This is a genomic window from Halosegnis longus (genome assembly GCF_009663395.1).
GTDB lineage: Archaea > Halobacteriota > Halobacteria > Halobacteriales > Haloarculaceae > Halosegnis > Halosegnis longus.
In genome coordinates this window covers 573,645-592,734 of sequence record NZ_QKNW01000001.1, presented here as the reverse complement: position 1 = coordinate 592,734, position 19,090 = coordinate 573,645, and the positions used below count along the sequence as shown (strand labels likewise).

General features: G+C 67.1%; 21 protein-coding genes. 13 read left to right on the top strand and 8 right to left on the bottom strand.

Annotation, left to right across the window (positions count from 1 at the left end; translation table 11 throughout):
• Positions 1 to 12: 12 nt before the first annotated feature.
• From DM818_RS03290 to cofG, 5 genes are all read left to right on the top strand, one after another.
• Positions 13 to 1,002 (top strand): complex I NDUFA9 subunit family protein, encoded by a 990-nt coding sequence (locus DM818_RS03290; RefSeq protein ID WP_123123832.1) that lies wholly within the window; start codon positions 13 to 15, stop codon positions 1,000 to 1,002.
• A 101-nt stretch (positions 1,003 to 1,103) separates the two neighbouring features.
• Positions 1,104 to 2,282: a tubulin/FtsZ family protein gene (locus DM818_RS03285; protein ID WP_172977277.1), complete on the top strand. Its 1,179-nt coding sequence runs from the start codon at positions 1,104 to 1,106 to the stop codon at positions 2,280 to 2,282.
• Complete coding sequence (locus tag DM818_RS03280; RefSeq protein WP_123123833.1) at positions 2,260 to 3,039, top strand: hypothetical protein; 780 nt, start codon at positions 2,260 to 2,262, stop codon at positions 3,037 to 3,039. Before DM818_RS03285 ends, DM818_RS03280 begins: the two co-directional genes overlap by 23 nt.
• A complete protein-coding gene (gene cofC, locus DM818_RS03275; protein WP_075938095.1) occupies positions 3,040 to 3,648 on the top strand; it encodes a 2-phospho-L-lactate guanylyltransferase in 609 nt (202 codons plus the stop codon).
• A gap of 189 nt (positions 3,649 to 3,837) precedes the next feature.
• Positions 3,838 to 4,923 carry a 7,8-didemethyl-8-hydroxy-5-deazariboflavin synthase subunit CofG gene (cofG, locus tag DM818_RS03270; RefSeq protein ID WP_075938096.1) on the top strand — a complete coding sequence of 362 codons (1,086 nt, stop codon included), beginning with the start codon at positions 3,838 to 3,840 and terminating at the stop codon, positions 4,921 to 4,923.
• Positions 4,924 to 5,022: 99 nt separating this feature from the next.
• On the opposite strand, the gene cofH is transcribed toward cofG, so the two are convergent.
• Positions 5,023 to 6,396 (bottom strand): 7,8-didemethyl-8-hydroxy-5-deazariboflavin synthase subunit CofH, encoded by a 1,374-nt coding sequence (gene cofH, locus DM818_RS03265; RefSeq protein ID WP_153952291.1) that lies wholly within the window; start codon positions 6,394 to 6,396, stop codon positions 5,023 to 5,025.
• 87 nt (positions 6,397 to 6,483) lie between these two features.
• On the opposite strand from cofH, the gene DM818_RS03260 reads away from it, so the two are divergent.
• A complete protein-coding gene (locus DM818_RS03260; protein ID WP_123124585.1) occupies positions 6,484 to 7,524 on the top strand; it encodes an ArsA family ATPase in 1,041 nt (346 codons plus the stop codon).
• On the opposite strand, the gene DM818_RS03255 is transcribed toward DM818_RS03260, so the two are convergent.
• From DM818_RS03255 to DM818_RS03235, 5 genes are read right to left on the bottom strand one after another with little or no spacing between them, the layout of a single operon-like run.
• Positions 7,521 to 7,706, bottom strand: coding sequence for a hypothetical protein (locus tag DM818_RS03255; RefSeq protein WP_123123835.1), 186 nt, complete (start codon positions 7,704 to 7,706; stop codon positions 7,521 to 7,523). The genes DM818_RS03260 and DM818_RS03255 overlap by 4 nt on opposite strands.
• On the bottom strand, positions 7,703 to 8,524 hold the full coding sequence (locus tag DM818_RS03250; RefSeq protein ID WP_123123836.1) for an SDR family oxidoreductase: 822 nt from the start codon (positions 8,522 to 8,524) through the stop codon (positions 7,703 to 7,705). The genes DM818_RS03255 and DM818_RS03250 overlap by 4 nt, the downstream gene beginning before the upstream one ends.
• A gap of 24 nt (positions 8,525 to 8,548) precedes the next feature.
• A complete protein-coding gene (locus DM818_RS03245) occupies positions 8,549 to 9,289 on the bottom strand; it encodes an endonuclease V (protein WP_123123837.1) in 741 nt (246 codons plus the stop codon).
• A complete protein-coding gene (locus DM818_RS03240; RefSeq protein WP_123123838.1) occupies positions 9,289 to 10,203 on the bottom strand; it encodes a rhomboid family intramembrane serine protease in 915 nt (304 codons plus the stop codon). The genes DM818_RS03245 and DM818_RS03240 overlap by 1 nt, the downstream gene beginning before the upstream one ends.
• A 45-nt stretch (positions 10,204 to 10,248) precedes the next feature.
• Positions 10,249 to 11,616 carry a sodium:calcium antiporter gene (locus DM818_RS03235; RefSeq protein WP_075938103.1) on the bottom strand — a complete coding sequence of 456 codons (1,368 nt, stop codon included), beginning with the start codon at positions 11,614 to 11,616 and terminating at the stop codon, positions 10,249 to 10,251.
• 82 nt (positions 11,617 to 11,698) lie between these two features.
• Between DM818_RS03235 and DM818_RS03230 the strand changes: the two genes are divergently transcribed.
• From DM818_RS03230 to DM818_RS03210, 5 genes are all read left to right on the top strand, one after another.
• Complete coding sequence (locus DM818_RS03230; RefSeq protein WP_075938104.1) at positions 11,699 to 12,499, top strand: shikimate dehydrogenase; 801 nt, start codon at positions 11,699 to 11,701, stop codon at positions 12,497 to 12,499.
• 25 nt (positions 12,500 to 12,524) lie between these two features.
• Positions 12,525 to 12,995 carry a helix-hairpin-helix domain-containing protein gene (locus DM818_RS03225; RefSeq protein ID WP_123123839.1) on the top strand — a complete coding sequence of 157 codons (471 nt, stop codon included), beginning with the start codon at positions 12,525 to 12,527 and terminating at the stop codon, positions 12,993 to 12,995.
• A gap of 39 nt (positions 12,996 to 13,034) precedes the next feature.
• A complete protein-coding gene (locus tag DM818_RS03220) occupies positions 13,035 to 14,501 on the top strand; it encodes an anthranilate synthase component I family protein (RefSeq protein ID WP_123123840.1) in 1,467 nt (488 codons plus the stop codon).
• 321 nt (positions 14,502 to 14,822) lie between these two features.
• Positions 14,823 to 15,449, top strand: a complete 627-nt coding sequence (locus DM818_RS03215) for an anthranilate synthase component II (RefSeq protein ID WP_075938466.1) — start codon at positions 14,823 to 14,825, stop codon at positions 15,447 to 15,449.
• Between the two features lie 24 nt (positions 15,450 to 15,473).
• A complete protein-coding gene (locus DM818_RS03210; protein ID WP_075938107.1) occupies positions 15,474 to 15,812 on the top strand; it encodes a cupin domain-containing protein in 339 nt (112 codons plus the stop codon).
• A 70-nt stretch (positions 15,813 to 15,882) separates the two neighbouring features.
• Here DM818_RS03210 and icd read toward each other — a convergent pair whose 3' ends face one another.
• Positions 15,883 to 17,145 (bottom strand): isocitrate dehydrogenase (NADP(+)), encoded by a 1,263-nt coding sequence (gene icd, locus DM818_RS03205; protein WP_075938108.1) that lies wholly within the window; start codon positions 17,143 to 17,145, stop codon positions 15,883 to 15,885.
• A 229-nt stretch (positions 17,146 to 17,374) separates the two neighbouring features.
• Between icd and DM818_RS03200 the strand changes: the two genes are divergently transcribed.
• Complete coding sequence (locus DM818_RS03200; RefSeq protein ID WP_075938109.1) at positions 17,375 to 18,232, top strand: isoaspartyl peptidase/L-asparaginase; 858 nt, start codon at positions 17,375 to 17,377, stop codon at positions 18,230 to 18,232.
• 20 nt (positions 18,233 to 18,252) lie between these two features.
• Here DM818_RS03200 and DM818_RS03195 read toward each other — a convergent pair whose 3' ends face one another.
• Positions 18,253 to 18,573, bottom strand: coding sequence for a tRNA-binding protein (locus DM818_RS03195; protein ID WP_075938110.1), 321 nt, complete (start codon positions 18,571 to 18,573; stop codon positions 18,253 to 18,255).
• A gap of 96 nt (positions 18,574 to 18,669) precedes the next feature.
• Between DM818_RS03195 and DM818_RS03190 the strand changes: the two genes are divergently transcribed.
• Positions 18,670 to 19,089 carry a pyridoxamine 5'-phosphate oxidase family protein gene (locus DM818_RS03190; protein WP_075938111.1) on the top strand — a complete coding sequence of 140 codons (420 nt, stop codon included), beginning with the start codon at positions 18,670 to 18,672 and terminating at the stop codon, positions 19,087 to 19,089.
• Position 19,090 lies beyond the last annotated feature (1 nt).

The following is a 19,090-nucleotide window of genomic DNA, read 5'->3' as shown; positions in this document are numbered from 1 at the left end:
GTAGGGGGGAGTATGCACGTACTGGTAACTGGTGGGACCGGCTTCGTCGGCTCGTATCTGTGTGACACGCTCGCGGCTCGCGGCCACGAGGTGACCGCGCTGGCGCGCAATCCACACGAGGCCGACTTCGACCGCGACGTGGCGACGGTACAGGGTGACGTGACCGACTACGACTCCATCGAACCCCACTTCGAGGGCGTCGACTGCGTGGTGCAGCTGGTGGCGCTGTCGCCGCTGTTCAAGCCCGACGGCGGCGACGAGGTCCACTTCGAGGTGCACCTCCGCGGCACGGAAAACGCCGTCAAGGCCGCCGAGGCAAACGACGTGCCGCGGTTCGTCCAGCTGTCCGCGCTCGGTGCGGACCCGGACGGTCCGACCGCGTACATCCAGTCGAAAGGACAGGCCGAGGAGGTCGTCAAGGGGTCGACCCGCGAGTGGGTCATCTACCGACCGTCGGTCGTCTTCGGCGACGGCGGCGAGTTCGTCCCGTTCACGCGGAAGCTGGCGACGCCGTATCTGACGCCGCTGCCGGGTGCGGGCAAGACCCGCTTCCAGCCCGTCTTCGTCGAGGAGTTGGTCGAGATGATTGCCGACGGCGTCGAGGGGACGACGACGGGACCGAACGCCGAGACGGACGACGACGAGGACGAGGTCGTGCAGGCTATCGTCCGTGTCGGCGAGTCTGACGACGACCCCCACGCCGGTCGCACCTACGAGATTGGCGGCCCGGAGGAGCTGACGCTGGCGGAGGTCGCGGAGCTGGCGTGGGCGGCGAAAAACAAGCCCGTCTCGATTCTGCCCGTGCCGATGGCGCTTGCGGGCATCGGGCTGTCGATGCTGGATCTGGTGCCCGGTGCGCCGATGGGCTCTGACCAGTACCGGTCGCTGAAGTTCGACAACACGACACAGGACAACGACGTGGACGCGTTCGGCTGGGAGGCCTCGGAGCTGACGACGCTCCAGTCGTATCTCGGCGTGACAGACGCCGACCTCGAAGCATAATCGCGGGCAGTGACGGGTATGGCGGTGCCTGAAACCGCCTATCGGGCGCCGTTCTGGGGCGAAAGCTTATCAAGTGCGCGAGTCCGCGTATAGCCAAGAGAATGAAACTCGCAATGATTGGCTTCGGGCAAGCCGGCGGGAAAGTACTCGACAAGTTCCTCGAGTACGACAAACGCTCGGGCAGCGAGATTGTCCGAGCGGCCATCGCCGTCAACAGCGCGAAGGCCGACCTCATGGGACTCGAACACGTCCCGGAGGAAAACCGGGTTCTCATCGGACAGGCCCGAGTGAAAGGCCACGGCGTCGGGGCCGACAACGAACTCGGAGCCGAGATTGCCGAGGAGGACATCGACGAGGTGCAGGGTGCAATCGACTCGATTCCCGTCCACGAGGTGGACGCGTTCCTCGTGCTCGCGGGACTCGGCGGCGGAACCGGCTCGGGCGGTGCGCCCGTCCTCTCGAAGCATCTCCAGCGCATCTACACCGAACCTGTCTACGGACTCGGTATCCTGCCGAGCCAAGACGAGGGGGGTATCTACACGCTCAACGCGGCCCGCTCGTTCCAGACGTTCGTCCGCGAGGTTGACAACCTCATGGTGTTCGACAACGACGCCTGGCGCAAGACCGGCCAGTCCGTCGAGAGCGGCTACGACGAAATCAACGAGGAAATCGTCAAGCGGTTCGGTATCCTCTTTGGCGCGGGCGAAATCGAGCCGGGCGGCGAGGTCGCCGAGTCCGTCGTCGACTCCTCTGAGATCATCAACACGCTCTCTGGCGGCGGCGTCTCGACGGTCGGGTACGCCGCCGAGGAGGTGGAAAAGCAGTCTTCCGGAGGACTGCTCTCACGGTTTAAAGGCGGAGACGACGAGGACGACCTCGACGTTGCCAACACCACGAACCGCATCACGTCGCTCGTGCGCAAGGCCGCGCTGGGGCGACTCACGCTCCCGTGTGAAATCGATGGGACGGAGCGGGCGCTGCTCGTCATGTCCGGACCGCCGAAGTACCTGAATCGGAAGGGGATAGAGCGGGGGCGGAAGTGGCTCGAAGAGCAGACCGGCTCGATGGAGGTCCGGGGCGGCGACTACCCGGTCTCGGAGTCCGGCTTCGTCGCCGGCGTCATCCTGCTGTCTGGCGTGACGGACGTGCCACGCATCAAGCAGCTCCAGCAGGTGGCAATCGAGGCACAGGACAACATCGAGGAGATCAAAAACGAGAGCGAAGAGAATTTACACGGACTCGTCGAAGACGACGAAGATGAACTTGAGCCGCTATTCTAGCGCGGTCATCGCCGCGCTAGTCGTCCTCTCGATTGCCGTCGGTGCGGTGGCGGCGGTCGAGACAGCTAGCGACGGCGTTCCACAGGAGTCCGAGGTTGGCACCGAAGTGACGGCTACCTACACCTTCACAGAACTGTACACCGACTACGAGTCGTGGACGCTCAACGGACAGACGAATCTCACGGGCGTCACGTGGACGGTGACGAAGTACAACCAAGCGGGTAACCAAATCGACCAGCAGTCGTACGACGGCGGCGAGTTCGACGCGAGCATCGACATCGACTCCGGCTCCGCGGAGACGAACAGCGTCACCGTCGAGGTGCGGGGAACGACCCCGGAAATCGAGAGCTACCAGTTCGAGCCCGAAGAGACGTACACGCTCGCGCAGTTCCGACTCGTCCGCTCGGGCGGCACGAGCCAAGCCCTCTCCAGCACGTCGGTCCACCACTTCACGCCCGACTCACAGGAGGCGCGCGAGGCAATCGAGACCGCACAACAGACGATTGAGGAGACCAACGCCGGAAACGAGGCCCAGACGACGCTCGAAAACGCCATCGAGGCGTACAACAACGAGGAGTTCGGCTCCGCCGTGACGTTCGCGAACAACGCCGAACAGCAGGCCCGACAGGATGAGAGCACGGAGAACCGCAACCAGCTCATCCTGTATGCGGTCGCCGGACTCGTCGTGATCGGCCTGCTCGTCGGCGGCGTCGCCTACTGGCGCTCCCAGCAGGACAGCTACGACAAGCTCGGATAGATGCGCGTGCTCGTCCCGTTCGGGGCGAGAGACCCGAAGAGCCGCCTTTCGTCCGTGTTCTCGCCCTCAGAGCGCCGCGACCTCGCCGAGGCGATGCTTGACGACGTGCTCGCGGCGCTTTCCGACCACGAGCCGGTCGTCGTTGCGAACGCACCCGTCGACGCGGCCGCGCCGACGCGAGTCGACGACCGGCCGCTCACGACGGCGGTGAACGCGCGACTCGGAGAGGGGCCGACCGCGGTCGTGATGGCGGACCTGCCGCTCGTGCGCGGCGAGACGATTACGCGGCTCCTCGACACCGAGGGGGACGTGGTCGTCGCGCCCGGACTCGGCGGCGGGACCAACGCGCTCGTCGTGCGCCACCCGGAGTTCGAGACCGACTACCACGGCGTCTCGGTGCGAGACCACCGCGAGCGCGCCCGCGCCGTCGGCGCGACGGTGTCGACGGTCGACTCCTACCGGCTCGGCGTCGATATCGACGAGCCGGCCGACCTCGTCGAGGTGCTCCTGCACGGTGACGGGAAGACAACAGGCTGGCTCCGCGAGCACGGCGGGCGAGTCGAGACCACCGACGGACGCACGCGATTTCGTCGGGACGGGCGGGATTGATATCACGTAGGGAGTAACCATTTTACCGTAGCACTCCGTACCAGTGAGTGCGCGAGTCCCGCTCGCGCTGGTCGCGCCGATCCGGAACTGCCGGTCGAGGGCACCCTGACTGTCACTGGCTCGGCGCGTCCATTTCCTCGTTTCGCGCGCATCCGCACACTTTTGCTCACAGAGGCGTCACTATCTGTCGTGATTTCCGGCCTCAACGAGTACGACGTGACGGTCGATATCGACCCGACGGCGGTCGAGTCGCTGCTCGCGACGACGCCGGACGACGTGGCGAGCGCCGACGAACTCACCTTTGCGCGCAACGTGTTCGTTCCGCTGACGACGGCGTGTCGCTACACCTGCACCTACTGCACCTACTACGACGCCCCCGGGCAGGCGACGCTGTTGTCGCTGGAGGAGGTGCGCGACATCTGTGAACGGGGAGCCGATGCCGGCTGTACCGAGGCGCTGTTCACCTTCGGCGACGACCCCGACGACCGCTACACCGAGATTCACGACCAGCTCGACGCGTGGGGGTACGACTCAATCCACGCGTATCTGCGCGCCGCCTGCGAGGTGGCACTCGACGCCGGCCTGCTTCCGCACGCGAACCCCGGCGACCAGACCTACGAGCAGATGGGGCTGGTCGCGGACCTGAACGCCTCGATGGGCGTGATGTTGGAGACGACGGCAGACGTGCAGGCACACGGCGGCCCGCGCGCGAAATCGCCGGGCCAGCGGCTCAACACCCTCCGCGTGGCCGGGGAACTGGGCGTGCCGTTCACGACGGGTATCCTCGTCGGCATCGGGGAGACGCGCCGCGACCGCGCGGAGAGTCTGCTGGCGATTCGTGACCTCCACGAGCAGTACGGCCACATCCAGGAGATAATCGTCCAGCCGGTGACGCCCAACGAGCGGTGGACGGACCCCGCGCCCGCGCTCGATATCATGCGCGAGACGACCGCGATGGCGCGGGCGTGTCTCCCCGAGGAAGTGAGCGTTCAGTCGCCGCCGAACCTCGCGCCGGTCGCGAAGCTCCTCGACTGCGGCATCGACGACCTCGGCGGCGTCTCCCCGGTGACCGACGACCACATCAACCCCGACTACGCGTGGCCGGCGCTGCGTGAACTCGAATCCGTGGCCGACGCTGGCGGTGTCCCACTCCGCGAGCGGCTCCCGGTGTACGAGCGGTTCATCGACGACGGCTGGCTCTCTCCTCGCATCGAGTCGGCACTCGCTGCCGACACTTCCGCCGGCGACCGCTATCGGTCCGTTCTCAGTAGCTAACAGGCGACCTCGCCTTCTCGTGCGGTCGGTCACACACCCGCCTCGGCGCGCACGAGTCGACCCCGTTACACGCGCCGGCTGGCGCGGGATGGTATATAATCAGTCGTCCGCGTTTGCGCCCGACGCCGCAGCGGCGCTTCCGGTGTCGAGTATCGGCGTCCCGTCGGCGCGCGGGCCGAGTTTCGGCCCGTACGGTCCCGTCTCCGGGAGTCGCCGGCGCTGCTCGTAATCCGTCGACCGCTCGACGGGCGTTCGGCCGACGGCGCGAATCATCTCCGCGTAGTCGCCGAACGACCGGAACTCCCCGTGGTCGCCGCCCGCGCGTTTCGTAATCTCCTCGGAGAGAATCGTCCCCATGAAGTCGTCCGCGCCACACGAGAGCATCTTCAGCCCCTGCGTGTCGCCGTACTTCACCCACGACGACTGGATGTGGTCGATGTTGTCGAGGAACAGTCGCGAGACGGCAATCATCAGCTCGTCCTCGCTGGTGGACGCTCCCCCGTCGACGATGCCGCGCTCGTACAGGGGCGTCGTCTCGTGGACGAACGACAGCGGGACGAACTCGGTGATGTTGCCCGTCCGGTCCTGCAGGTCGCGCACGCGCTTCAGGTGGAGCGCGCGGTGCGCCTCGTTCTCGATGTGGCCGTACATGATAGTGGCCGTCGTCGAGAGACCGGCGTCGTCGGCCCCCTCCATGGCGTCGAGCCACGCCCCGGTATCCATCTTTCCCGGACAGAGTATCTCGCGCACCTCGTCGACGAGGATTTCGGCTGCGGTGCCGGGCGCGGAGGCGAGTCCCGCCCGCTTGAGTTCGGCGTAGGCGTCGGCGTAGCTCCACTCCGTCCCGCGGACGGCGTGGTACACCTCCTCGGGCGTCATCGAGTGGAGGTGTGCGCCGCCGACGCTCATCGCTTCCATCTGCTCGACGTAGGTGCCGGGGTCGGTGTCGTAGCGTTCCGGCGGCTTGTAGTTCACCTCGCTGTCGGGGTTCTCGTACGTCTGGAGAATCTCGTGGTGTTCCTCGTTCAGGGCGAAGGCCGGATGGAGTCCGGAGACGGAGGTGACCTCGTAGACGCCCCGGTCGAGAGCGGCTTCGACGGCGGCGCGTGACTCGGCCGGCGTCTTCGTGAAGCCGACGTGGTCGACATCGGAGTCCGCCTCGAAGTTCGCGGCGGTGTCCTTGAAGTTACAGAACAGACAGCCGGTGTTGCAGGCGGTGGTGACGTTGTTGTTGAGGTTGGCGACGAAGGTGACCTCCTCGCCGACCGTCTCGCGGCGGCGGTTGTCTGCGGCTTCGAGCACCTGTTCTTTCCGGCGCGGGTCGATGCCTTCGGTGGCCGAGCCGGTTGTGAACAGTTCGATGGCGTCGTCGACGCTGAGACGGTCGCCGGAGCGCGCCTTCGCGAGCGCGTTCTCGAACGACTGTCCCGACGTGGGGAGGTGCTCGAAGTCGAACTCGTCGCCGCTGTCCATACTCGACCTGACGTGGCCGGCACCAAAACCGTGCCGGCCCCGCGTCCGATGGACAAGGCCCATGTCCCGCGGCGACCGACCGCGAGTATGAGCGAAATCGACGTTGAGGCGGTCGAGTCGGTGACGCCGACGGTCGACGCCCCTGAGTACGTCCTCTACGGGGGCAAAGGCGGCGTCGGCAAGACGACGATGGCCGCGGCGACGGCACTCTCCTCGGCGCGTGACGGGACCGCTACGCTGTGTGTCTCGACGGACCCGGCCCACTCTCTGTCGGACGCGCTCGGCCGTGAGGTGCCCGCCACGCCGGGGCGTATCGACGACGAGTATCCCCTGTACGGCGCGGAAATCGACCCCGACACTCTGGAGGGCGGTCCCTTCGCCGGCGCGGGCGCGGACGGCGCTGGCGGCATGGGTGGGATGGGTGGACTCGGCGGACTGCTCGGCGGCGAGAATCCGATGCAGCCCGGCTCGATGCCCGGTGCCGACGAGGCGGCCGCCTTCCAACTCCTCCTCCAGTACATGGACGACGACCGCTTCGACCGCGTGGTCGTCGACACCGCGCCGACGGGCCACACCCTCCGACTGCTCGAACTGCCGGACGTGATGGACTCGATGGTCGGGAAGCTGCTGTCGCTGCGCGAGCGCATGTCCGGCATGATGGGGTCCATCACGGGGATGTTCGGCGGCGACGGCCCGAGCGAGGCCGAGATGGAGCAAGGCGTCGAGAGCTTGCGCGAACTTTCCGCGAAGGTCGAACGGCTTCGCGCCGTGCTCACCGACCCGGCGAAGACGGATTTCCGCGTCGTCATGATTCCCGAATCGATGAGCGTCACCGAGTCGAAGCGGCTCGTCTCGCAGCTAAACGAGTTCAGTATCCCGGTCGGAACGGTCGTCGTGAACCGCGTGATGCAGCCGCTCACGGACGTGGCCGACACCGACGCCGAGTGGTTTGTCGCGCCCGACCTCGACAACTGTGAGTTCTGTCAGCGCCGCTGGGAGGTCCAGCGTAGCGCGCTCTCCGAGGCGCAAGAGCTGTTCCGCGGCCACGACGTGAAGCGCGTCCCGCTGTTCGCACAGGAGGTCCACGGCGAGGCTCCGCTGCGCGTCGTCGCGGCCTGTCTCGACTAGTCTCGTCTCGCGACGACCCGACCCACCGTCACGCCCAGCCCGGCGACGAGCAACGCCATCAGGAGTGGCGTCACGGCACTCAACGGGTCGCCGGTCGTCTGGTAGTTGCCGACCGCAAGCCCGAGTAAGACGACACAGACGAGCCCGTGAATCGCGTACGTCGCGGTGACTGCCGTGTTCATAGCTTTCGGAACAGCGCACTGGCGCGGTCGCGGAGCCCATCGGGGAGGAACCGACCCAACAGCAGAGCCTTCGCGAAGCCACCGACGGCGTACCGCGCGTTCGGATTCGTGGAGACGCCGGCCTCCAGAATCGTCGCGGCGACCTCCTCGGGCGTCGAGGCGAACGGCGACTCCGACCCGGAGAGCAGGCCAGCGTCCTCCTGCATCTCGTACACCCACTCGTAGTCGTCGGTGCGCGCGAGCGTGTCGAGTTCCTGCTCGACGCGGTCGCGGAACGGCGTCTCCACCGGACCCGGTTCGACGAGCGCCACGTCGATACCGAGGCCGGCGACCTCGTTGCGCAGGGTGTCGGAGTAGCCTTCGAGCGCGAACTTCGAGGCGGCGTACGCGCCGGCACCCGGCGGGGCGACCCGGCCGGCGACCGACGAGACGTTGACGATGGTCCCCTCCTCGGCCGCGCGCATGTGCGGGAGCACGGCGCGCACGAGCCGGTGGGGGCCGACGACGTTCACGTCGAGTTGGTCGGTGAGCTGGTCGGCCGTCACGTCCTCCAGCGGGCCGTACTGGCCGTAGCCGGCGTTGTTGACGAGACAGTCGACGCGGCCGGTCTCCTCGATGACGCGGTCGACGACCCGCTCCACGTCGTCGTCGCTGGTCACGTCGAGCGTCGCCGTCTCGGTGTCGAGTCCGGCGAGGTCGGCGAGGTCGGCGTCCTCGCGTGCGGTCGCGTAGACGGTCCAGCCCTCATCGCTGAAGGCTCTGGCCGTCGCCCGCCCGATACCGGACGAACAGCCCGTCACGAGTGCGGTGCGTTCCATATGGGCCAGTCTCTCGCCCCGATGTTAGGCGTTTGTATCTGCGTACTCCTGTTTCTTCTCGTCGGCGTAGGCGTCTGCCTGCCGCGTCGGCTCCGGGAGCTTGTACTCCCCGCCGCAGGCGGCGACGAACTCCACCGCGGTCTCGGCGCTCACGCGGTGGCCCGGCGAGATGTAGAGCGGATTGATGCGCCCGGAGTCGAACTGCCGACTCTGGTAGGCGTAGCCGACCACTTCGTCGGTCGGCATCTGGTCGTCGCCGTCGATGGCGACGCGCTCTCCTTCGGCCAGTCCGTCGACGGACGCGCGCGGTTCTCCACACAGCAGGCTCTTCGCGACCCCGACGCTCGGTGTGTTGGTGATGACGCCGACGTGTGTGGCGAGTCCGGCCTCGCGGTAGTGGATACGCCCCGAGCCGTCGAACAGGAACAGGTCCGGGTCGGACTCGAGCGTGTCGAGTGCGGCGAGAATCGGTCCGCCCTCCCGAAAGGCGAGCAGACCAGGGATGTACGGTATCGACAGCTCCGTCACGGCGTGGGTGCGTTCGATTACTTCGCCGCCGCGTGCGACGACGACGGCCGAGAGTGCTCGCTCGGGGTCCTCATCGAGGAGGAACGCCTGGTCGACGCCGGCGACGAGTGCGTCGCCGTCGCGCACGTCCTCGGGGGTGAAGTCGATGTCGTCCGTGAAGGTAGCCGCGGCCGCAATCTCGCGTTGGAGCGACTCCATCTCCGAACGCGAGAGGGCGGGGTCGGGCGCGAAGTCCATCAGAACCGTCGGCGACCGCCGCCACCGCCACCCATGCCGCCCATGCCGCCGCCACCGCCGCCGCCGAACTGGAACTGGTTCGGCAGCGACACCTCATCCTCGATGCGTTTGCCGTACACGAAGCCGACGACGAGACCGAGCAGGTGTGCCATGTGTGCGATACCGCCGCCGAACGTGCCGAACGCACCGAACACCGAGATGAGTGCGTAGCCGAGCGTCAGCCCCCAAATCGGCATCGGGATGAAGAAGAACAACAACACCTTGATATCCGGGTTCAGAACCGTGAGCAGCGCCATGATGGCCATGATGGCACCACTGGCTCCGAGCACGCCGGTGAAGTCACCGACTGCGAGTCCGAGTGCAATCTGGCCGAGCCCGGCGAGAACGCCCGAGGCGAGAAACAGCGCGGTGAACCGCTTCGAGCCGATGTACCGCTCGACGATGGGCCCGAAGAAGAACAGCGCGATGCCGTTCCCGAACAGGTGAGTAAAGCCACCGTGTGAGAACACCGAGGTGAGCCACGTCCAGACGTACTCCGGGTGCTCTGCCGTCAGAACGAAGCTCGCACGCCACACGTCACTGAACACCGCCTCGAAGCCGAGCAGCGGGTAAATCATGTACTGGAACGCGAAGACGACGACCATGATACCCAAGAACAGATACGAGACGTTGCCGTCGAAGTAGGAGAGGAGACCACCACCAGAGGAGAGCGAATCGAAGATGCCACTGCCGGCCCGCCCGGTCTGTTTGTCATCCATGTCGGACTCGAAGACGCCCTCCGGGTCGTTCCACTCGTTCAGGCCTGGACAGGAGTGGTTCTCGGGGAGGCGATGTTCCGCACAGAAGTTACCGCCACAGCGGCGACACTCGTAGGGCATGTCGATATGCTTGCCACACACGTCACATTCCGCCATTACCTCGGGTACGGGGGTCCCCCGCAAAGGGGTTTGGGTCGCCTCTCAGCCCCGGACTGTCTTGACCGTCTCCGCGAGCCGCGCGAACAGCTGCCGGAGCGCGTTCCGCCGGTAGACGAACAGTGCCAGCGCGAACACGATGTACGCGACCGCGTAGCCGATGAGTAGCTCCCGGCTCGTGAACGGAATCGCAACGTCGCGGATGATGAGAAACTCCAGTATGACCTGCGAGGCGAACAGGACGAGCAGGACGACCGCCTCGCGGACGCTGATGTTGAAGTTGATGAGGATGGCCAGCGCGAACAGCGACTGGGCGGCCGTAATCCAGATTTCGGCCGACTGCTTCGCGTCGAACGGGAGATGCTCGTAGCCGCCCGACGCGATGGAGAAGACGACGACCAGCGTCCCGATGAGCAGCGTCCACTGGTTCAGCTTCGAGGAGATGAGCGCGTTGAAGCCGGCCGTTGAGCGCGCCTTGTTGACGAGATACGCAACGACGATGAGCTCCGGCGACTCGGAGGCCAGCGGTGCCACCCACTGAATCATGAAGAAGGAGGGGATTCCGAACTGCTGGCCGAGCGACTCCAGCCCGTGGGCGAACGGCTCGACCGCGGTGAAGATGAGGATGCCCGAGTACGCAAACAGCGTGAGCACCACCGGGACGCGGATGTGGCGCGCCTTCGCCTGGAAGTACGCGGGCACGCCGACCTGGTGGTCGTCGTCGTCCACGTCACCCTTCAGGATGATGCCGATGTAGACGACGTACAGCCCGACGAGCACGGTCATGTCGAGGATGTCGATACCGCCGCCCAGCGGGACGAAGAAGGCCCACACGGTCGCGAAAAAGAGGAACGCGATCTCCGTGGAGATGCTCGGGTCGAGGTTCACGCGGTCGGCGAGGAAGCCCTCGCGCGACTCCACGGCGGGGTCTTCGCTCCGTCCCGCCCGGAAGAGCGTGAACATGGCGATGCCCGACCAGCCGAGCCCGATGAGGATGCGGTTCGCGCCGGTCATGTTCGCGACGGCGAGATTCGCGTTGTGACACGCCGACGCGAGGTCGTTGATCTCGTTTTCGATCTGTGCGGTGGTGAACTGTGCACACGCCTCGGCGGTCGCGCCGCCGCTGCCTGCCTGCCACGCGTACAGCGCGTCGACGGCGTACTCGGGGGCGACTGCGAGCACGGCGAGCACGGCGATGGCGAAGGCGCGGGGAACGTCTTTCTCTGCCGTCTCTGCCCCCCACGCGAGGAGGAACGATGCGCCGAGCACGGCGAGTCCCGCGACGGCGACGACCGTCAGCTCCGAGAAGCCGTCGGCCGCGCCGGTGAGGTCGGAGACTACCCACGGGAGCGTCAAGCCGACGGCGAGGAAGACCGGAATCAGCGGGTGCCGGAATCGGTCGGTAAAGCCCATTTTGTAGACAGCCGGCAGGGGCGGACCTATCTCTTTTGCTCTGGGCCGACCGTTTTATCGCCCGCCGCCGCCGAACGCCGGTATGCACGTCTTCGGACTGCTCGGCAACCCGGTCGAGCACTCGCTGTCGCCGCCGATGCACGAGGCCGCCTACGCCGAACGCGACCTTGACGCCCGGTACGTCACCTTCGAGCCGACGACCGAGACGCTCCCCCAGGCGCTCGACGGGGCCGACGCGCTCAACATCCGCGGGCTGAACGTCACGATTCCGTTCAAACAGCAGGCCCACGACCTCGTGGAGCCGGACGACCTCGCGGCCCGCATCGGCGCGGTCAACACACTCGACTTTTCCGGTGAGACGGTCACCGGCCACAACACCGACGCCGCCGGCGCGGTGCGCGCCCTCGGCCACCACGACGTGGACCTCTCCGGTACGGCGGTCGTCGTCGGGGCCGGCGGCGCTGGCCGGGCCGTCGCCTTCGGACTCGCCGACGCGGGGATGAACGTCGAAATCGCGAACCGGACCGTCGAGACCGCCCGCGAGCTGGCCGCGGAGATACCCCGCGCGAGCGGGCACGGACTCCCGGACCTGCCGCGGCTCATCGAGGAGGCGAGCGTGCTCGTCAACTGTACCAGCGTCGGGATGGACGACCGCGAGCAGACGATCGTGCCGGGCGACGCGCTCCACGCCGACCTCGCCGTGCTCGACGCGGTGTACACGCCACTCGACACACGGCTGCTCCGCGAGGCCGACGCGGCAGGCGCGACGACCGTCGACGGCGCGTGGATGCTCCTGTTTCAGGGGGTCGAGGCGTTCGAGCTTTGGACCGGCGAGGACGCGCCCGTCGACGCGATGAACCGCGCGCTCCGGGACCGGCTTTAAGTCAGGCGCGCGAGTACGTCCGAATATGGGACTGTTGGACACTATCAAATCCGTACTGGGGCTCGGCTCCGGCCGCGACACGGAGCCACAGCCGGACGCGAGCAGCGAGCACGCCGTCAAATCGCCGACGAGTGAGAAGGAAGACGACGAAGCCGTCGCCCACAAGGAGGGGTCGGCCGCGATGACGGAGGAGCCGCCCGAGGACGACGTGGCGGAGCCGGCCGAGGCGACCGAGGTCACCGACCACGCCGGCACCGAGACGTCCGCCGCGGAACCGGCAGAGGCCGCGGGTCCGGTCCCCGAGGAGCCGACCGACGGAAGCCCGCACGTCGAATCCATCAACGGTATCGGCCCGGCCTACGCCAAGCGACTGGAGGAGGCCGGCATCGAGTCGGTCGCCGAACTCGCCGACGCCGACGCCGACTGGCTCGCCGACGAGACCGGCATCTCGGCGAAGCGGCTGACCGACTGGATCGCCCGCGCCGGCGAGCAGTAGAACCGAAACCCCGTTATCGGCCGCGACGCTGTTTTCCACATGGTTCGGGTCGCTACCGACGAGACCGCCTTCCGCGAGCTGGCAGCCGACGCGCCGGCCGGAGCGCGCATCCCCGTGGAAGCGCGCGTCGTGGCCGACCCCTTCGACGCCTATCGCCGCGCGCGCGGCGACCACGGCGTCTTCTACGAGACCACCGGCGGACAGGACGGGTGGGGCTACTTCGCGACCGACCCCGAGGAAGTCGTCAGCGTCGGTCCCGAGACGTCGGCCTTCGATACGCTCCGCGATGCAGTCGCCGACGAACGGCTCGTCCGCGGCGACTGTGCGGTTCCGTACCCGTGTGGCCTGTTCGGCTGGCTCTCCTACGACGCGGTCCGGGAACTCGAAGCGCTGCCCGACGAGACGGTCGACGACCGCGGGCTTCCCCGGGTCCAGTTCGGCCGCTTCGACAGCGTCGTGGCGTGGGAGGCGGCCGATGCGCGCGACGGCGACCCGACGCTCCGGGTGTGTGTCTGCCCGCGCGTCGACGGCGACGAGGGCCCCGAAGCAATCTACGAGCGGGCGCGCGACCGGGCCGAATCGCTCGCGACCGACCTGACGACGGGCGAGCCGTCGCTGCCCGACCCACCGGTCGAAACCGACTCCGTGGAGTTCGTCGGGGACGCGACGCGTGCCGAGTTCGCCGACCGCGTGCGCCGGGTGAAAGAGTTGATTCGCGCCGGCGACACCTTCCAGACGAACGTGAGCCAGCGGCTCACCGCGCCCGCGGCCGTCCACCCCGTCGCGGCGTACGACGCCCTCCGGCGGGTGAATCCGGCTCCCTACTCCGGGCTGGTGGAGTTCCCGGACGTGGACCTGGTGAGCGCCTCGCCCGAACTCCTGCTCGACGTCGACGACGGCCGACTCCTGACGGAGCCGATCGCCGGCACCCGTCCCCGGGGTGGCGACGCCGATATCGACGCCGCGCTCGAACGCGAACTCACCGAGAACGCGAAGGAGCGGGCCGAACACGCCATGCTCGTCGACCTCGAGCGCAACGACCTCGGGAAGGTGTCGCAGTTCGGGAGCGTCGAGGTCGAGGAGTACCGCCGGGTGGACCGCTACTCCGAGGTGATGCATCTCGTCTCGCTCGTGGCCGGTGAACTCCGCCCGGAGTTCGACGCCGTCGATGCGATTGCGGCGGCGTTCCCCGGCGGGACCATCACCGGCGCGCCAAAGCCCCGGACGATGGAGATTATCGAGGAAGTCGAGGCGACGAAGCGCGGGCCGTACACGGGGTCGATGTTCGCGCTCGGCTTCGACGGGCGCGCCACCCTCAACATCGTCATCCGGACGCTCGTCCACACGGACGGCGAGTACGGGCTCCGGGTCGGTGCCGGTATCGTCCACGATTCGGACCCCGACGCCGAGTACGAGGAGACGCTGGACAAGGGTCGCGCCCTGATTACCGCCCTCGATACCGCGCTCGAAACCCGGCTCTCCGTGGAGGGTGATGGTGATGTGTAACTCCGATTCTCCCCGCCCTCCTGCGGTGGCGTGGTCCGAGCGCGCCTCGTGCGCGCGAGTCAGCGCGAGGGATGACGGAGCGAACGAACGTGAGCGACGGAATCGGTTGGGGAGGCGTGTGGGCGGTGCGGTCCCTCGGCGGACTCGAAGGGCGAGCCCGCTCCGGGACGACGCGCACGAGCAAGCACCGCAGGTGGCCGCGCGACAGCGCGACCCCGAGGCGCGCAGCCGGCGCATCGACCGGAGCAAGTGCGAGGGCTTCGGAAGCAGTACTCTTCCAGCAGTTGCCTCCATCACGAACAAAATCACTGGGTGGAACAGATGAACGAACAAAATCCCATCCTCGTCATCGACAACTACGACTCGTTCGCGTACAATCTCGTCCAGTACGTCGGCGAAGCACTCCTCGCTGAGGGGCTGACGAACGAACAGGCGCGCGATACAATCGAGGTCAGGCGAAACGACGCCGTCACGACGAGCGACATCGACCGGATGACCCCGCGCGCAGTCGTCGTCTCGCCGGGACCGGGAACCCCACAGCAGGCGGGCGTCTCGCTCCCGATTTTCCGCGACCTCGCGTATCCGACCCTCGGGGTCTGTCTCGGCCATCAGGCGCTGTGTGCGGCAAACGGCGTCCCGGTCGGACAGGCCGACGAGGTGGTCCACGGGAAGCCCTCGGTCGTCAGCCACGACGGCCGGGGCGTCTTCGCCGACCTCCCCGACGAACTGCACGTCGGCCGGTATCACTCGCTGGCGGTCGAGCGCGCGGACCTGACCGACGCGCTCACCGAGACCGCACGCACCGAAGACGAGCGCGGGGTCGTGATGGGGGTGCGCCACGCCGACCGCCCCCACGTCGGCGTGCAGTTCCATCCCGAATCTATCCTCACCGACCACGGGCGACAGATGGTCCGTAGCTTCCTCGCCACGGCTTCCCGACGGGATTAAGCCCGGGGCGTGTGAGCAGTCGCCATGGACACCGACGACATCGGCGCGGAGACCGAGGCGGTCGAGGACGTGTTCCTCGCACAGATGGCGAGCGGCGAGAAAACGAGCGTCCAGCATTTCCGCATCGAACCGGGTGCCACGGTCCCGAAACACGACCACCACCACGAGCAGGCCGGCTTCATCTATCAGGGGCAGGGTACCTTCCTGCTCGAAGACGGCGAGGAGATTACGCTCGGCCCGGGCGACTCGTACGTGCTCGAAGGGAACGAGGTCCACGGCGTCGAGAACCGCGGCGACGAGCCGTTCCTCGGCGTGGATATCTTCTCGCCGCCGCGCACGAATCCCGACTGGGGCGACGAGTAACGCCGCTGTTTCTCGGGTCGAGAGCAGCGGCTATCGCGGGTGAAAGAACTGAGAAGTGAGTCGCGTGAGCTTACGCGAGGTCGTGGATGTGCTCGACGACTCCCTCGGCGAATTCGGAGGTGGCGAGCTTCTCGCCGCCGTCGATCTGTCGCTCGATGTCGTACGTGACCTCGCCGGAGGAAATCTGCGCCTCAACGGCGTCACGGACGAGCAGCGCGGCGTCCTCCCAGCCCAGCTGTTCGAGCATGAGTCGACCGGAGAGAATCATCGCGCTCGGATTCACCTTGTCCTGTCCGGCGTACTTCGGTGCGGAGCCGTGGACCGGCTCTGCGAGCACGCGGCCCTCACCGAGGTTCGCGCCCGGTGCGATGCCGAGCCCGCCAATCTGTGCGCCGGCGGCGTCAGAGAGGTAGTCGCCGTTCAGGTTCGGCATGGCGAGCACGTCGTACTGCTCCGTGCGGGTGAGCAGCTGCTGGAGCATGTTGTCGGCGATGCGGTCCTTGATGACGACGACGTCCTCGGGAGCCTCGCCGTCGTACTCTTCCCAGAGCGTGTCCTCGTCGATGGTCCGTTCGGGGTACTCCTCCTCGGCGAGCTCGTAGCCCCAGTCGCGGAACGCGCCCTCGGTGAACTTCATGATGTTCCCCTTGTGGATGAGCGTGACGGAGTCGCGGTCGTTCTCGATGGCGTACTCGATTGCGCGCCGGACGAGCCGCTTCGTACCGAACTCGGTAATCGGCTTGATGCCGATGCCGACCGGACCATCGTGGATGGTGGAGTCGAAGCCCATCTCGTCTTCGACGAACTCCTTGACCTGTTGGACCTCGTCGGTGCCGGCCTCGAACTCGATGCCGGCGTAGACGTCCTCCGTGTTCTCGCGGAAGTTGACCATGTCCATCTTCTCCGGCTCCTTGACGGGCGACGGGACGCCGTCGAGGTGGTAGGTCGGGCGAACGTTCGCGTAGAGGTCGAGCTTCTTGCGGAGCGCGACGTTCAGGCTGCGGAAGCCGGCACCGACCGGCGTCGTGAGCGGCCCCTTGATGGAGACGCGGAACTCCTTCATCGCCTCGACGGTGTCGTCCGGGAGGTTCTCGCCGTACTTCTCGCGGGCGGACTCGCCGGCGTAGACGCGCATCCAGTTGATTTCGCGACCGGTCGCTTCGGCGGCTGCGTTGAGTACCTTCTGGGCGGCCGGGCCGACGTCCGTCCCGATACCGTCTCCGTGGATAATCGGAATGATCGGGTCGTCCGGAACGACGATCTCGTCGTTCTCGTCTACGTCGATGGTCGAGCCGTTCTCCGGCACGTCAACCTGCTCGTACTCGTGTGACATTACACCGATTTCTGAGTCGGTACGGAAAGGCGTACCGTTATTCGTACGAATCGAAATGTACAATAGTGATAGTTTGTCGACTCCGTGCTGGTGCGAAAATCGATAGACTGCAGCCGGATTGGCTGTGTCAGAATTTCACACAGTGGCGGAATATATCACGAACGATAGTCCGTTTTCGGCGACGCTCGCGAGGCGAGGCGACTAAACGGGTCGGCTCACAGGAGCGAGTATGAACATCATCGTCCACGGCGGTGCGGGGTCGCCCCCCGAGGAACCGCCCGAGCGACAGGCCGTCATCGACGAGGCCGCCGAGGCCGGCGTCGCGACCGACTCCGTCACCGACGCGGTGTGTGCTGCCGTCGCCGTTCTCGAATCCGACCCGCGATTCAACGCCGGCGTCGGCGGGACGGTCCAGTCCGACGGCATCATCCGCACCGACGCGGGGCTGATGACCGACGACCGTGCCGTCGGCGCTGTCTCGTCGATGCCCGGCGTCGAACACGCCGTCGACGCCGCCCGCGTCGTCAAGGAGGAGACGCCACATATCCTCGTCTCCGGCGTCCACGCCGTCGACCTCGCCGACGAGTTCGGCGTCGAGACCGAGGTCGACCTCTGGACGGACCGCCGGCGCGAGCAGTGGCGCGAGCTCGACTCGCGGCCGGACCCGACGGACAAACGCGAACAGCTCGACTGGCTGCGCGAGCAGTTCGGGGGAAGCGATACGGTCGGCGCTGTCGCACGCAATCAGGACCGCATCGCGGCCGCCACCTCGACGGGCGGTCGGTGGCTCGCGCTCGCGGGGCGCGTCGGCGACGTACCGCAGGTCGGGGCGGGGTTTTACGCGACTCGTGCCGGTGGCGCGAGTGCGACCGGGGCCGGTGAGGATATCGCCCGCGTCACGCTCGCGCGCCGCGCGGTCGACCACTTAGAGATGGGTCGCACCGCGAGCGACGCGGCCGACCTCGCGATGGAGGAGTTCGCCGACCTCACCGGCTCGACGGCCGGTATCATCGTCGCCGACAACAAGGGCGAGATCGGCGAGGCGTTCAACTCCGAGGCGATGCAGACCGCCGTCGCGGAGGAGTAGCTCCCTGTCGTCGTTTCAACTTAGTAGAGTTCGCCGCCGAGAGGCACGTCCTTCGAGGGCGTGACGAGCACTGGGTTCCCGTCCTCGCCCGGCACGCCGACCGTGAGTACTTCCGACGTGTAGCCGGCGATGTTCACCGTCCCGAGGTCGGTCACACAGAGGACACGCGTCCCCGGGAGGTCGTCAATGTCGTGGTGGTACAGCAGCTGGGCGGCCGACTGTGCGCGTTCGTCACCGAGGTCGATGTCGAGCTTCGCGAGCTTCGGTTTCCGCGCGGTCTCGAACACCTCGGCCGACTCGATTTTCCCGACGACGACCTCGTTGGCGAGTGGACTGTCCATGTCTCTCCCTCGCGAGTCGGTCACATAGCCCGTCGGGAACCCGGCAAGACGAGCCGATTCTTCGCTCTTCTTGCGCCGGGCGGGCGTACCGCCGGTATGGCACTCGACACCGACGCCGCCGAGCTGGTGACCGACACCGCCTACGTGGCCCACGTCGCCACCACGACGGCCGACGAACCGCGGGTCTCGCCCGTCTGGTACGCCTACGACCCCGACCGCGAGGTCATCGAGTTCCTCGGTAAGGGCCAGAAGGTGGCCGATATCCGCGAGAATCCGAAGGTCGCGCTCTCGGTTCGCAACCCCGAGGAACGCTGGCACGTCTCGATTCGCGGCACCGCCACCGTCAGCGAGGACGTGGCCGAAATCAACGACGCGGCCCGCCGCATCTTCCCCGAGTACCTCGACGGCGACGACCCCGAAGCGTGGGGCGTCGCGGGCGAGAAACTCACCTTCGACCCCGACGACGTGCTCGTGCGCGTCGACGTGGGGACGCTGACGGCGCGCGACTCCCGATAAG

What these genes read in the sequence shown, in the direction of transcription:
- DM818_RS03290 (WP_123123832.1), top strand. Translation starts at nt 13, where the DNA reads ATGCACGTACTGGTAACTGGTGGGACCGGCTTCGTCGGCTCGTATCTG.
- DM818_RS03285 (WP_172977277.1), top strand. Translation starts at nt 1,104, where the DNA reads ATGAAACTCGCAATGATTGGCTTCGGGCAAGCCGGCGGGAAAGTACTC.
- DM818_RS03280 (WP_123123833.1), top strand. Translation starts at nt 2,260, where the DNA reads ATGAACTTGAGCCGCTATTCTAGCGCGGTCATCGCCGCGCTAGTCGTC.
- cofC (WP_075938095.1), top strand. Translation starts at nt 3,040, where the DNA reads ATGCGCGTGCTCGTCCCGTTCGGGGCGAGAGACCCGAAGAGCCGCCTT.
- cofH (WP_153952291.1), bottom strand. Translation starts at nt 6,396, where the DNA reads ATGGACAGCGGCGACGAGTTCGACTTCGAGCACCTCCCCACGTCGGGA.
- DM818_RS03260 (WP_123124585.1), top strand. Translation starts at nt 6,484, where the DNA reads ATGAGCGAAATCGACGTTGAGGCGGTCGAGTCGGTGACGCCGACGGTC.
- DM818_RS03255 (WP_123123835.1), bottom strand. Translation starts at nt 7,706, where the DNA reads ATGAACACGGCAGTCACCGCGACGTACGCGATTCACGGGCTCGTCTGT.
- DM818_RS03250 (WP_123123836.1), bottom strand. Translation starts at nt 8,524, where the DNA reads ATGGAACGCACCGCACTCGTGACGGGCTGTTCGTCCGGTATCGGGCGG.
- DM818_RS03245 (WP_123123837.1), bottom strand. Translation starts at nt 9,289, where the DNA reads ATGGACTTCGCGCCCGACCCCGCCCTCTCGCGTTCGGAGATGGAGTCG.
- DM818_RS03240 (WP_123123838.1), bottom strand. Translation starts at nt 10,203, where the DNA reads ATGGCGGAATGTGACGTGTGTGGCAAGCATATCGACATGCCCTACGAG.
- DM818_RS03235 (WP_075938103.1), bottom strand. Translation starts at nt 11,616, where the DNA reads ATGGGCTTTACCGACCGATTCCGGCACCCGCTGATTCCGGTCTTCCTC.
- DM818_RS03230 (WP_075938104.1), top strand. Translation starts at nt 11,699, where the DNA reads ATGCACGTCTTCGGACTGCTCGGCAACCCGGTCGAGCACTCGCTGTCG.
- DM818_RS03225 (WP_123123839.1), top strand. Translation starts at nt 12,525, where the DNA reads ATGGGACTGTTGGACACTATCAAATCCGTACTGGGGCTCGGCTCCGGC.
- DM818_RS03220 (WP_123123840.1), top strand. Translation starts at nt 13,035, where the DNA reads ATGGTTCGGGTCGCTACCGACGAGACCGCCTTCCGCGAGCTGGCAGCC.
- DM818_RS03215 (WP_075938466.1), top strand. Translation starts at nt 14,823, where the DNA reads ATGAACGAACAAAATCCCATCCTCGTCATCGACAACTACGACTCGTTC.
- DM818_RS03210 (WP_075938107.1), top strand. Translation starts at nt 15,474, where the DNA reads ATGGACACCGACGACATCGGCGCGGAGACCGAGGCGGTCGAGGACGTG.
- icd (WP_075938108.1), bottom strand. Translation starts at nt 17,145, where the DNA reads ATGTCACACGAGTACGAGCAGGTTGACGTGCCGGAGAACGGCTCGACC.
- DM818_RS03200 (WP_075938109.1), top strand. Translation starts at nt 17,375, where the DNA reads ATGAACATCATCGTCCACGGCGGTGCGGGGTCGCCCCCCGAGGAACCG.
- DM818_RS03195 (WP_075938110.1), bottom strand. Translation starts at nt 18,573, where the DNA reads ATGGACAGTCCACTCGCCAACGAGGTCGTCGTCGGGAAAATCGAGTCG.
- DM818_RS03190 (WP_075938111.1), top strand. Translation starts at nt 18,670, where the DNA reads ATGGCACTCGACACCGACGCCGCCGAGCTGGTGACCGACACCGCCTAC.